At 34.7% G+C, this 11,976-nt stretch carries 12 protein-coding genes; 6 read left to right on the top strand and 6 right to left on the bottom strand.

The window, feature by feature from the left end; all coding sequences use genetic code 11:
• Positions 1-45: 45 nt before the first annotated feature.
• On the bottom strand, positions 46-183 hold the full coding sequence (locus HMPREF3023_RS09440) for a hypothetical protein (protein ID WP_168165796.1): 138 nt from the start codon (positions 181-183) through the stop codon (positions 46-48).
• 613 nt (positions 184-796) lie between these two features.
• Between HMPREF3023_RS09440 and HMPREF3023_RS02290 the strand changes: the two genes are divergently transcribed.
• Entirely contained in the window at positions 797-1,147 is a 351-nt protein-coding gene (locus HMPREF3023_RS02290; RefSeq protein WP_070700239.1) for a Spx/MgsR family RNA polymerase-binding regulatory protein, read from the top strand.
• A gap of 293 nt (positions 1,148-1,440) precedes the next feature.
• Here HMPREF3023_RS02290 and HMPREF3023_RS02285 read toward each other — a convergent pair whose 3' ends face one another.
• The 4 genes from HMPREF3023_RS02285 to HMPREF3023_RS02270 form a co-directional block, all read right to left on the bottom strand.
• The gene (locus HMPREF3023_RS02285) at positions 1,441-2,976 is read right to left on the bottom strand and encodes a ClC family H(+)/Cl(-) exchange transporter (protein ID WP_246829170.1); all 1,536 of its coding nucleotides are present in this window, start codon (positions 2,974-2,976) and stop codon (positions 1,441-1,443) included.
• On the bottom strand, positions 2,957-4,153 hold the full coding sequence (locus tag HMPREF3023_RS02280) for a hypothetical protein (protein ID WP_070700237.1): 1,197 nt from the start codon (positions 4,151-4,153) through the stop codon (positions 2,957-2,959). Before HMPREF3023_RS02280 ends, HMPREF3023_RS02285 begins: the two co-directional genes overlap by 20 nt.
• Before the next feature lie 111 nt (positions 4,154-4,264).
• Positions 4,265-5,617 (bottom strand): MATE family efflux transporter, encoded by a 1,353-nt coding sequence (locus HMPREF3023_RS02275; protein ID WP_083315492.1) that lies wholly within the window; start codon positions 5,615-5,617, stop codon positions 4,265-4,267.
• Positions 5,610-6,236, bottom strand: coding sequence for an NAD(P)H-hydrate epimerase (locus tag HMPREF3023_RS02270; RefSeq protein WP_070700235.1), 627 nt, complete (start codon positions 6,234-6,236; stop codon positions 5,610-5,612). The genes HMPREF3023_RS02275 and HMPREF3023_RS02270 overlap by 8 nt, the downstream gene beginning before the upstream one ends.
• Before the next feature lie 294 nt (positions 6,237-6,530).
• Here HMPREF3023_RS02270 and HMPREF3023_RS02265 point away from each other — a divergent pair, with 294 nt between their 5' ends.
• The 5 genes from HMPREF3023_RS02265 to HMPREF3023_RS02245 all read left to right on the top strand — a co-directional run bounded on the left by HMPREF3023_RS02265 (position 6,531) and on the right by HMPREF3023_RS02245 (position 11,265).
• Positions 6,531-7,166 carry a helix-turn-helix domain-containing protein gene (locus tag HMPREF3023_RS02265; RefSeq protein WP_070700234.1) on the top strand — a complete coding sequence of 212 codons (636 nt, stop codon included), beginning with the start codon at positions 6,531-6,533 and terminating at the stop codon, positions 7,164-7,166.
• A gap of 55 nt (positions 7,167-7,221) precedes the next feature.
• Positions 7,222-8,658, top strand: coding sequence for an MBOAT family O-acyltransferase (locus tag HMPREF3023_RS02260; RefSeq protein WP_070700233.1), 1,437 nt, complete (start codon positions 7,222-7,224; stop codon positions 8,656-8,658).
• Between the two features lie 8 nt (positions 8,659-8,666).
• Positions 8,667-9,695: a hypothetical protein gene (locus tag HMPREF3023_RS02255; protein WP_070700232.1), complete on the top strand. Its 1,029-nt coding sequence runs from the start codon at positions 8,667-8,669 to the stop codon at positions 9,693-9,695.
• A gap of 172 nt (positions 9,696-9,867) precedes the next feature.
• A complete protein-coding gene (locus tag HMPREF3023_RS02250) occupies positions 9,868-10,743 on the top strand; it encodes a LysR family transcriptional regulator (protein ID WP_070700231.1) in 876 nt (291 codons plus the stop codon).
• The gene (locus HMPREF3023_RS02245) at positions 10,744-11,265 is read left to right on the top strand and encodes a phosphatase PAP2 family protein (protein WP_070700230.1); all 522 of its coding nucleotides are present in this window, start codon (positions 10,744-10,746) and stop codon (positions 11,263-11,265) included.
• Between the two features lie 4 nt (positions 11,266-11,269).
• Here HMPREF3023_RS02245 and HMPREF3023_RS02240 read toward each other — a convergent pair whose 3' ends face one another.
• A complete protein-coding gene (locus tag HMPREF3023_RS02240; protein WP_070700229.1) occupies positions 11,270-11,959 on the bottom strand; it encodes a hypothetical protein in 690 nt (229 codons plus the stop codon).
• Positions 11,960-11,976: the final 17 nt, after the last annotated feature.

The raw sequence follows: 11,976 nt of genomic DNA, 5'->3' as shown, positions 1-11,976 counted from the left end.
CTATATTTTACTTATCTATAAATTTTTTAAGTTTTTAAATTTTACTTACTTATAATTTTCTTTAGTTCCTTTTAAAATTCCTTCTTTATTTTTTAAATTCACTATTCTATTCTTCCTATTTTTTATTTCCCTTGTAAACACATATAAAATACAAAAAATTTTAATTTTTTCTTTATAAATCATTTTTGTTATCTGTTTTTATATTTTTCAACTTTTTATAATCGCAAGCCTTATCTTCTTTAAAATTTTTTAAATTTCCACAACTAGCTTAAAAAAGCTTACAAAAAAAGAATGTCCTTAATCAATTATCTAAAGACATTCTTTTCAGATTCTTAATTCCATCCAATTAAAACTTTTTGGTTCAATCACATCAATCACCTATATTCTTCTTTTTACCAAAGCCCTATATAAATTAACATTCCCGAGAGCTCCCAACTCTAGGACTCCCTGCCATTTATATAAAAACTAAGAGTAAACTAACTTAAAAAATTCAAACTATTTACCATCTTACTTTAATTACATCTTCAATTTCAGTTTATATAAAAGCCTCATTGAAATTAATAAAAGGCTAATAAAATTAATAAAATCAAATACGCTTTTACTTTTTTATTGGATGGAATTGTCATTGTTCACAAATAAGATAAAACCTTAGCAATTCTTTCTTGCTTTATCACGTTAATCTTATTTGGTACTATTATTATATCACGTAATATAAAAATGTAAACACTTTTTGCAAAAATTTTTAAAATTTTTTATAATTTTTTTATAGTATAATTTGACTTAGGAGGAGGCTATTATGAACACATTAATCGGATACAAAAAATGCAGCACTTGCAAGAATGTAGAAAAACTTTTGGAAGAAAAAAATATTTCCTATGAATACAGGGAAATCGACAAGGACCTACTAAGCGTAGAGGAACTGAAAAAAATCAAAGACCTAGCAGAAGTTGACATCTATAAACTTTTTAACTCATCAGGAGTGAGGTACAGAGAACTAAACTTAAAGGACAAGAAGAAGGACATGACAGACCAAGAAATTTTTGAGCTCCTATCAACTGATGGGATGCTTGTCAAAAGACCAATCCTCTTAAAGGACGACAAGGCCTATGTGGGACCACAAGTTAAAAAATATTTAGAAAGTCTGTGAAATAATTAGAAGTTAATAAAATTTTTTAATTTTAGAATAAGTTGAAAAAATTCAAAATCATAATAATTTTAAATATTTAAATTAAATTTAAAGTCATAATAATTTCAAATTTTTTAATTAAATTTAAAATCAAAATACTTTCAAACTTTTAAACAAAAACGAAAGTAAAAACAAAAGAAGTGCAAGAAAACACATCTTGCACTTTTTCTTTTTGACAATTTAAAAAATATAAAAGCACTATCTTGTGTCTTATTACAAGTTTAGTGCTTTTTAATTATTTTGTTTTCTTAATTTTACTCGCCTTTAAAAAATTCGTCTATGTCTAGGGCATCTTCTGCACTTATTAATACTGTGACCTTGTCGCCAAGTAGGATCACGTCATCGGCTGTTGGAACAAATTCGCTGCCATCTCTTTCTATTGACATTATTATCAAATGTCTTGGGAAGTTTATTTCTTTTAGGGTTTTGCCCAGATTTTTGAAGTCGTCTGTGATTGTATATTCAAAGACTGAGTAGTCTCCAAGTTCTCTTTCTTTTGGACTTAATAAGTTCTTGTCCTTTAACTGTCTTTCAAAGAGGGTATCGTAAATTGGTGCGACTTTTAAGGCTTCGGCAACGTAATAGGAAACCATTACTACAATGGAAAGGGCAATCAAGTGCTCAAAAGTCGAAGTCATTTCTGATACCAAAATTATTGATAGGATTGGACTTCTCACTACTGATGCGAGGATTCCACTCATGCCAAGGATTATGAAGTTGATGTAAAAGGCATCTAGCCCAAAGGCATTGTGGACTGCAGAGAATATTAGGGCTCCACATGATCCACCTATTACAAGGACTGGCAAAAAGATTCCACCTTGGACTCCTGAGCCATAACAAAAGCTTGTGTAAAATAATTTTACCAAGAGGATTGCCAAGATATATTTTACGGCAAATCTTTCTCTTGCCATATTTTCTAAAAGTCCGTGTCCCCCACCTGTTCCTTCAAAAAACATAAATCCTACAAGGATTGTCACTCCCATCAATAGGGAGTACTTTAAAATTTTTGAATTTATTTTTTTGAAAAGGTCTTGGAATTTTGTTATTAGATAGTTATAAACTCCGCCCACTAAACCTGTCAAGATTCCTATTAGGATGGCCACCCAGATTAGCTTCATGGGCAGGGATTCTGTGACAAAGAAGGAGAAGGATGTTTCTTGTCCCATTATGATAAAGGAAATGTAGTTTGCAGTTATTGATGCAATTAGGGCTGGCAAGAGGACAAATTTTGAATAGGACTTGTGGAGTTCCTCTATTGCAAAGATGCAACCAGCTAAAGGTGCGTTAAAGGCCGCTGCAAGTCCTGCTGCTGCCCCTGCTGTTATCATGTACTTGATTTCATCTGGTGGTCTCTTTAAGATTTTGCCAAGTCCTTTGGCCGCTGCTCCACCCATTTGGATTGATGGGCCCTCTCTTCCCAGTGAAAATCCCATGAGGTTTCCCAAGCCTCCTCCAAGGATTTTGGATATGAGGGTTGGGACTTCTTCCATCCTAAATTTACCAAGGATTTCGCCACGAATTTGTGGAATTCCACTTCCTCCTGATAGGGGAGCCCATTTCAACAAGTGATGAATTATGAAGGAAATTATTGCTCCCAAGCCTATTAAAATTATTAGGGACCTTGGGTTAAATTCCCCGTATAGGAAGGACCTGTAGAAGTCCATTTTCATTATCACAAACCTATAAAGAACAGAGAATAATCCTGCCAAGGCTCCCACCATTAGAGAGTCTATTAGGATCCTAAATATCAGTTTGTCCTTCTTACTTATATCATTTTTCAAATTTTTCACCCCACATTAGTTCCTGCCAATCTTCTTCCTTTAATTTTAAAATTTCTATATAATTTTTTTCCCTTTCAATTTTTTCTGGGATTGTATAGAAGTTTAAGTTTATTTTTTTTATTTTCGCTCCATCTATATCAGCTATTAGCTTAAACTTCTTGGATCTCACAAAATTATAAAATCTGGCATTGATTAATGTCCTCCCATCGTGGTAGATGAGCTTGTTGGAATCGGGATAGTAGGACATCCTAAAGGGTCTGTCATTTATCTTTCCCCTTAGGGTCCTAAGTTTTTCATTTTCCTCTGGCTCGATGTAGATTCTAGTCTCTGGAAGTTTTATCTCTAAGTAGTCTTTTATAGCTAGGGCATACTTATTGTCGTCTGACTTTAGTTTCAAGAGATTTAGGTCATCATCTGTGTAGATGTAAAAGACAATTTGGTCCCTCTTATCTAGGTCATTTGAAATTTTTGCAAATTCCCTTCTCAAAAGTCTCGCAATATAAGAGTAAGGAAAACTATCTTCTTCATAGTAAAAGCCCTCAATTTTTTCGAAAAGGTCTTTTAGGTCCTTGGACCTCACCTTCAACTCGTAGGACTTGTCTGAAAGTTTCTTCACCTTAGTCCTTCTTATGGTCTCTGCCCATTCCTTTTTCACATATTTCTTAAGCTCTGTGTTTTTTTCAGAAAGGGAAACTGGTGGAAGGAAGAGTTTTTTGTTATTAATGTCATAGCCAAGGTCGGACATGACCTTGGAGTCACGAGACAAGTTCACCATGGTGTTCCTGTCAATGTAAAGTGGAAAATCTGACACGTCTTCTCTATAGAGATAGACGTCACTATTGACGATTTTTTCCCCGTAGGTCTTTATTTCATGGTCTACTTCTCTTCTCTCATGATAGTATCTTTCCTTCTTGTCAGGACTTTGGTAATTGATAATATTTAATTTATCATTTTTATTATCTTCAAGGCTAAGTCTTATTCCGTAGTCGCCAGTGGATTTGACCTTGTTAAAAATATCTGCAAAGCCAAAGTCTTGGATATTCTTATCAACAAAGGCAAGAATCCTGTCGTCAACGGTGTAGAGAATTTCTGCCACCACTTTTTTTGGATAGCGGTTAAAGTTATAGAGGGCAAAAAAAATTCCCAAGCAAAGAAGACTTATTAAAAATAAAGTTTTTTTCTTCATAGTATCACTGCTTTTCTTATATTAAGTATAGTTTACAATAAAGCCTGACTTCATTGCAATTAAAAAAGGCACCAAGCTGGTGCCAATTTGTCATTATCTATAAATTTTCATTTACATATCAAAATCTTTTCTCCATCTTCCAAATTTAAAGTAAAGTACCATGATCACAAAGTTTGCAAAATATGAAACTGGATAGATAATGGAAATTACTCTTATTGAATTGAATATTGGCATTGCAAAGTAAACCACTACAAGCCTAAATATACAAATTGTCAAAAGAGAAATGATCATAGGTCCCATTGCGTGTCCACTTCCTCTTATGAAACCAGAAATTGTTTCTGAAAGTCCAAAACACCAGATTCCAAGACTCAAAATCTTTAGGAAGTCGGCACCATAAGCAACTACATCAGGGTCTGGGTTAAAGATTGCTATTAGTGGACTTGCTAGGAAGTAGGCAATAAGTGATAGGACAAAGGAAATTCCAAATACAATTATTAGGGAGACCTTCATACCCTCACGAAGTCTGTCAAACTTCTTGGCTCCAAAGTTTTGTCCCGAGAAGGTTGTTGCCGCAAGGGCAATGGCTTGTAAGGACATAAAGAGGAAGCCATCAATCCTTCCTTCTGCAGCTACACCGGCTATGGCATCGGGGCCAAAGGAGTTAATCTTTGCTTGGAAGATTACGTTGGTAAAGGAAAGAAGGGCCGTTTGAATTCCCGTTGGGATTCCAACTTCAAAAATCCTCTTGGCTTCAAACTTGTGAAGTTTAATCTCGCTCTTTCTTAATTTATAAGATGAATCAGTCTTTAAGAGTGAGTATGTTACAAGTATTGCTGATGTAACTTGGGATGCAAGAGTTGCTATCCCTGCTCCTAGGACTGACATTTGTAAATATCCTACTAGGATTAAGTCAAGGACAATATTTACTACAGCTGACACACAAAGGAAGTTGAAAGGTCTCTTGGAGTCACCAGTTGCCCTTAGGATTGAGGCTCCCATGTTGTATATAAGTATAGGAACTGTTCCCAAGAAGAAGACCCTCATGTAGGTTGTTGCATCCTGCAAGATTTCTGGTGGTGTATCCATTATCCTTAGGAAAAATGGTGTTGTTAGATAACCAAAGATAGTTATAAGGAGTCCCGACATAAGTCCAAGGAAGTAGGAACAACCTACAGACCTCTTTAGGGCTTCCCTGTCATTGGATCCGTAATAAAGTGAAATTATTACGGAAGCACCAGTTGTAAGTCCAAGGAAGAGTCCAATTAACAAGTTGGACACTGGTCCCGTTGCACCAACTGCTGCCATGGGGTTCTTGCCTGCGAACCTACCCACTATCATAAGGTCAGCTGTGTTATAAAGCTGTTGCAAAAAGTTTGTGAGAAGTAGGGGGATGGCAAAGGCAATTATCCCCTTGGGAATGGAGCCTTCTGTCAAGTTTATGTTTCTGTTCATTTTTTTACTCATCTGCATACCTCACAATCCCTATATATATTTTTTTAAGTTCTCCAACCTTGCTGTTTAAAAGTTGACCGTCTTTTATGTCTGATATGGCAAAGGTCAAGTTGCATCCAACACAAGCTCCATATTCGTCACCAGTGTCTGGGTCCATGCCTGATGGGATATCAACTCCAATAATATAATTGCCATGAGCGTTTATAAGATTTATAAGCTTTTTATAAAAAGAATTTAGGGGCCTATTTAGTCCAAGTCCAAAGATTGCGTCAACAGTAACTTCATTAACTTCAAGAGACTCCACTAGGTCCTCAAATTTATTTTCGTCTTCAATATATTTTATTTCGGTAAGTTTTTCTAAGATCTCAAGATTTTTTGCAAATTCACTTGTCATCTTATGTCCAACAACAAAGACTTCAACAAGTTTGCCATTTAAAATCAAGTGTCTGGCTAGGACAAGGCCGTCACCACCATTGTTTCCCTTACCGCAAATTATTGTGTAGGAATTGTACTGATTAATTTCACGATAAATTCCCATTCCTGCGTTTTCCATTAAAATAAGAGAATCAATTTTGTATTCATCTATTGTTCTCTTCTCTAGTTCCATCATTTTATTTTTTGAAATTGTCACAGTAATCCCTCCTCTATCTTATTATATGCTATTTGCTAAAAATTAAAACCTTATAAGCTTTATTTCTTCTTGTGAATTGAAAAAAATTCAAATTAAATAAAATTCATTAATATATTTAATAATATTTTTTGTTTAGTAATCTCACAAAGATGATGGCATGGCTCTTATTAAGGCTTTTAAAATTTTAAAAATAAATTAAGCTTCTCTATTGATATTAGATATCAATTGTCCTATAATTATCTTAAGCTAAAAAATTATAAAAATTACATAAATAAAATTTTAACAGGAGGAAAAATGACAAATTATCTTAACCTTGCACAAATGACAAGACCAGAGTTGCTTGAATGTGCCACAGAAATCTTTGAAAAAATTTCACCTTGCAGCGAAACTTCTTCTCTTGATGAGATGAAAAGACAAATGGAAAACTTAAACACCTTTCTTTATACATATTTTTTGATTACATATAACAAGGACCTCACATACTTACATGAGGCCTTTGCAAAAAGACTTGAAGGGCAACTTGATGAAGTAGACCTTAAACTATTGGGTCACGACCTAATAGAGGCCTACTCCAATTCTCTTTTAGACGCCATAAGTTTTTCTAAAAATGAAATTATTGACAAGGCCATAAAAATTATTAACGAAGAATACAACAAGGGACTTGGACTTGAAGACCTTGCAGATAAACTTCATCTATCAAAAAATTATCTCTGCTCACTTTTTAAGGAAGAAACTGGCTTTACCTTCTGCCAATACCTAAACACTTTAAAGACAAATAAGGCCAAGAAGCTTCTCCTAGAAGACAAGAAGACCCTCGAATACATTTCTTATGAGTGTGGATTCTCTTCTCAGCCTCACTTTACAATGACTTTTAAAAAGTATACAGGCAAGACTCCTAAGGAGTACAAAATGAGCCTTCTTGCTGGATAATAATTTATTGAAATCCTCTAATTTTTACTATATTATATAGGAATTGGAGGATTTTATGCTTTTTAATTCTTTTGAATACTTAATCTTTCTCCCCATAGTTGTAATTTTTTACAACCTGCTTAGGGGAAAATCTAAAAATATATTTTTGCTCTTAGCAAGCCTTACATTTTATAGCTTTTGGAATGTGAAGTACACCTTCCTCATGGTTCTTTCAATTGTCATCACCTACATGACGGGGATCTACATTGAAAACAACCGTGACTCCAAGACTAAGATGAAGCTTGCTGTCTTTTTGTGCTTTTTTATAAATTTGGGAATCTTATTTATCTTCAAGTACTTTAACTTTTTTATGGACTTGGCAGGAAAGATCTCTGGCGGCAACTTTAACATAGCCTTGGACCTCCTACTTCCTGTTGGTATTTCCTTTTACACCTTCCAGGCTCTTGGCTACACCATTGATGTCTACAGGAAGGACCTTGAAGCTGAAAGGTCACTAATTGATTATGCCCTTTTCGTTTCCTTCTTCCCCCAACTTGTGGCAGGACCTATCGAGAGAAGTACTAACCTTCTTCCACAAATAAAAAATCCAAAAAAGTTTTCTTATGAAAATCTCGTGAGGGGTTTGCAGCTATTTTTTTATGGAATGTTTTTGAAGCTTCTCTTAGCTGACAGGGCAGCAATTTTTGTAAACGACGCCTTTGCAAATTATAAAACTTATTCTAGGGGATTTTTAATAATTGGGGCCTTCCTCTTTACCCTCCAAATTTATTGCGACTTCTATTCCTATTCAATTATGGCAAAGGGGTCTGCAAAAATTCTTGGCATAGACCTCATGGACAACTTCAAGGAGCCACTACTTTCAAAATCCATTACAGAATTTTGGAGACGCTGGCACATTTCCCTTTCCACTTGGTTTAAGGACTACCTCTACATTCCACTTGGTGGCAACAGGAAGGGAAGCTTTAGGAAGTGTCTAAACCTCTTAATAGTTTTTCTCGTGTCAGGACTTTGGCACGGAGCAGAACTTTCCTTTGTCCTCTGGGGCCTTATCCACGGAGTCTTTAACGTAATCGAAAGTTTACTTGGGATAAATAAAAATAGGAAGTCAAATATTTTCTTGGACTTCTTTAGGAGGATCTTGACCCTTCTTATTGTTGTCTTTGCCTTTATCTACTTTAGGGCAGAGACCATCCACCAGGGAAATGATTACATCTTGGGAATAATCAACAATCCTTGGTCCAATAATCTCTTAGAAGAAATTACAAATTCAAAGTTTGGCCTTGCCAACCTCTATCCTCTTGGAGTGGGAATTTTTATCCTACTTGTCTTTGACATCTTAAAGTACAATAGGATAAATCTTGGAGAAAAAATTATAAGACTCGTCCTTCCAATTAGATGGATAATTTATATGGCCTTTATCCTTGGAATTATAATTTTGGGAATTTATGGTCCAGAATTTTCTGAGTCAGCCTTTATTTATTTTCAGTTTTAGGTGGTTAAATGAAAAAATTTTTAAGAATTTTAAAATCAATAGTTTTTCTTGGCATCTTAATTTTTGCCTGCCTACAACTTAATAACCTCTTTATAAGAAAGTCCCTGGCAAAACCCTGGGACATGGGCAATAAAATTGGCGGCTTCTTTAACGAGACTGAAGACTACAATGCAATGTTCTTTGGGACAAGTCATTCCTACTGCTCTTTCGAACCCCTTTTTATCTATGAGAATACTGGTATAAAATCCTATGTCTTGAGCTCTCAAAAGCAACCCCTAAAGATAACGGCAACTTATGTAAAGGAAGCCTTTAAAAGAAAAAATCCTCAAGTGGTCTTTGTGGACATAAATGCCGGGATTTTTAAAATTACAGAAGACCTTGGAGTTGTGAATTCTTATTCCGACTACCTTCCCATGTCAGTTAACAAGCTCAAGATGATAGGGACAAAGGTGCCGAGAGATTTAAAAGCTCCTGCCCTCTTCCCCCTTGTTGCCTATCACTCAAGGTGGGACGAACTAAGGGATGAGGACTACGACTTTGACAAGGCATCTTATGACGACTACTTAAAGGGTTATGTCCTATTAAAGGGTCAGAGCCAAGACTTCAAGAATGATGTGATTGCAGATGAGGAAGAATTTCTAGAGTCTATAAAAAATTTTGACAATGATACTTATCTAAACGAAAACTTAAAAGCAATTGATGAGATAATAGATATTTGCCAAAAAAATGGAGCCCAAGTTTACTTTGTTAAGACACCAGTTTACGCCTACTTCTATTATGCTGACAACATAAGGGTCTTTAATAAATATCTAGAAGATCGCGGGGCAAAATTCATCGACTTCAACGATTTTTCTAATGAAATGGGACTAACTAAAGAGGACTTTTACGACCCTCAACACTTAAATGTCCGTGGGGCGGATAAGTTTAATAAATTTTTCATCGACTACATGAAGAGTGAAGGAGTCTTCCAAGAAAATCTTGCTGATGACAAGACTTGGCTTGAAGACCTAAAAACCTACCATATAAATAAATCTTGATAGACAGAGCAGTTTTTGCTTTGTCTGTTTTTTTTGTATTCTTTTTGTAATGTGGGTATATTCCTGCTTTTTTCTTTACATTAATATTTTTAAAAACAAATTTATAAGCTTTCTTCTATAACTTCTTGATTTTTGCTAAATATGATAATAGAATATGTTTGAGGAGGTTTTTATGACAATTAGAGATTTGGAAATTTTCATTGAAGTTTGCAAGACTAAAAACATGTCTAACGCGGCAAAAAATCTTAAGATTTCACAGCCAACTGTTTCACATGCCATTTCACAAATTGAAAATGAGTACAATGTCAAACTATTCGATAGGATTTCAAAAAAATTATACATAACAGATGTTGGTTTAAGACTTTACGATTTTGCCATAAATATTTTGGAGCAATTTCAAGATACTGTTATTTTCTTACAAGGTTCATCAACTGCACACAACATTAATCTTGGCGTAAGTTCAAACTTTAGCTCTCAATTTCTCCTAGAGATCATAGATGAATATGAAGAAAAAAAGGGAGACATAAAGATAAGAGTTTATGTTGACTCACGTGAAGAGATACTTAAGAAGTTAAATTCTGGAATAATTAACATGGCAATCATTGATGGTGATGCTGGTGTTGAAACAAATATTGCAGAACCCTTCTACGAAGATGAAATTTATATAATTTCGTCAAATCATTCTGACTTAAAGGAAAAACCAGTCCTAACTCACGATGATTTAAAGGACAAGAAGTTTGTCTTGGGTGACCTAGACGAAGCTTCAAAGAAAATTCTTTTCTCCTACTTGAGGGACAAGAATATACCAATTGATATTAAATATATCTGTCAAAATAAGGACATGGTCCTAAATATTGTCAAATCTTCTGATGCAATATCACTTGGTGCCAGGTCTTCCTTCGATGATGACGAAATTATTATGCACAAGGTGGAAGACTTAGCAATTTCTAGGGCTTATTATATGGTTTATCACAAGGAAGCCTTCCTAAAGAAAAACCTAAAGAACTTTGTGCAATTTATTAAGGGCAAGTTTAAAGAACAAGAATAAATGGAAGTTCAATTCTTAAAATTTTTAGAAACAATCCACTCCCCCATCCTAGACAAGGTCATGATTTTTATAACAAGTCTTGGCAATGGGGGAATCTTTTGGATTGCCCTTGGTCTTATTATCTTCTTCCAAAAAAATAAGGACTCAAAAAAGAAAGCCCTTAGTATTTTTTTAAGTTTGATTATTTTTTCTATTGTTGGACTTTTAATCTTAAAGCCCCTCATTGGAAGACCAAGACCCTTTATGGTAGAGGCCTTTGACCTCTTGATAAAAGAGCCCATGGGTTATTCCTTCCCATCAGGCCACACAGGCTCATCCTTTGCTGCAGCCTTTACAATTTATTATTACAATAAAAAGAAAGGGATTCTTGCCCTTATCTTGGCATCTTTAATTGGATTTTCACGTATGTATCTATCAGTCCACTATCCAACAGATGTCTTGGCTGGTCTAATACTTGGATACCTGTCAAGTCTTGTGGCTCTAAAAATAATTAAAAATAAGTATGAAAAAACTACCTCATAATTTTTTAAGAGGTAGTTTCTTTTTTTGCAATCTTAATATTTAATTCTTCGCCAAGGCTTCCGTAGATTTCTTGGTATTCTTCGTAGACATTTTTTAGTCTATTGAGGTTAAAGTCAATGGCTTCCTTGTCCTCAAGCATGTCCAATTGATTGAGGGGAAATCTCTCAAATAAAATAGAAATTTCTATTTCAAGGTCTTCCCTCATTTTTTCAAGTTGGTCATTACTCATCTCAAGTTCCTTGGGCCTCTCCTTTTTTAAAAAGTTTTCAAGTCCTTCCTTGTCGCAGGCCTTAAAGGCATTTCTCGCTTGGTCAAATTCTTCAAGAGAAAAATCGTAAAGCTTGGGACTGTAGAAAAATATTGCTTCTCTAAAGAGGTCTTCCACCTGTCTTTGGACCTCATCGTCAGCTAATTTAAGCTCAGCTTCATAGTCTTGGTCTTCTCTTAATTCATCAAGGTCCTTTTTAAATTCTTTCTCTGCTTCTTTTTTTGCAAGGTCTGGAGAAAGTTTATCCAAGAGCTTTAAGTTTCTTCTAACTTTCCTAATATTTAAATTTAATGTATCTACATAATTTTCTAATTCCCCAAAGATCTCCCTATACTTTTCTTCAGTCTTGGGGATCAAATTTATAAGTGTGTCTTCTCTTACGAAGATAAGCTCTGACACCAAAAATTTCAAATAATTTCTTTCCATATCATCACCTGTCTGGT

This window comes from Peptoniphilus sp. HMSC075B08, from assembly GCF_001815405.1.
Taxonomy (GTDB): Bacteria; Bacillota; Clostridia; order Tissierellales; family Peptoniphilaceae; genus Peptoniphilus_A; species Peptoniphilus_A harei.
The sequence above is the reverse complement of the archived record's forward strand: the minus strand, read 5'-3'. Positions and strand labels throughout refer to the sequence as shown.

What these genes read in the sequence shown, in the direction of transcription:
- HMPREF3023_RS09440 (WP_168165796.1), bottom strand. Translation starts at nt 183, where the DNA reads ATGATTTATAAAGAAAAAATTAAAATTTTTTGTATTTTATATGTGTTT.
- HMPREF3023_RS02290 (WP_070700239.1), top strand. Translation starts at nt 797, where the DNA reads ATGAACACATTAATCGGATACAAAAAATGCAGCACTTGCAAGAATGTA.
- HMPREF3023_RS02280 (WP_070700237.1), bottom strand. Translation starts at nt 4,153, where the DNA reads ATGAAGAAAAAAACTTTATTTTTAATAAGTCTTCTTTGCTTGGGAATT.
- HMPREF3023_RS02275 (WP_083315492.1), bottom strand. Translation starts at nt 5,617, where the DNA reads ATGAGTAAAAAAATGAACAGAAACATAAACTTGACAGAAGGCTCCATT.
- HMPREF3023_RS02265 (WP_070700234.1), top strand. Translation starts at nt 6,531, where the DNA reads ATGACAAATTATCTTAACCTTGCACAAATGACAAGACCAGAGTTGCTT.
- HMPREF3023_RS02260 (WP_070700233.1), top strand. Translation starts at nt 7,222, where the DNA reads ATGCTTTTTAATTCTTTTGAATACTTAATCTTTCTCCCCATAGTTGTA.
- HMPREF3023_RS02255 (WP_070700232.1), top strand. Translation starts at nt 8,667, where the DNA reads ATGAAAAAATTTTTAAGAATTTTAAAATCAATAGTTTTTCTTGGCATC.
- HMPREF3023_RS02250 (WP_070700231.1), top strand. Translation starts at nt 9,868, where the DNA reads ATGACAATTAGAGATTTGGAAATTTTCATTGAAGTTTGCAAGACTAAA.
- HMPREF3023_RS02245 (WP_070700230.1), top strand. Translation starts at nt 10,744, where the DNA reads ATGGAAGTTCAATTCTTAAAATTTTTAGAAACAATCCACTCCCCCATC.
- HMPREF3023_RS02240 (WP_070700229.1), bottom strand. Translation starts at nt 11,959, where the DNA reads ATGGAAAGAAATTATTTGAAATTTTTGGTGTCAGAGCTTATCTTCGTA.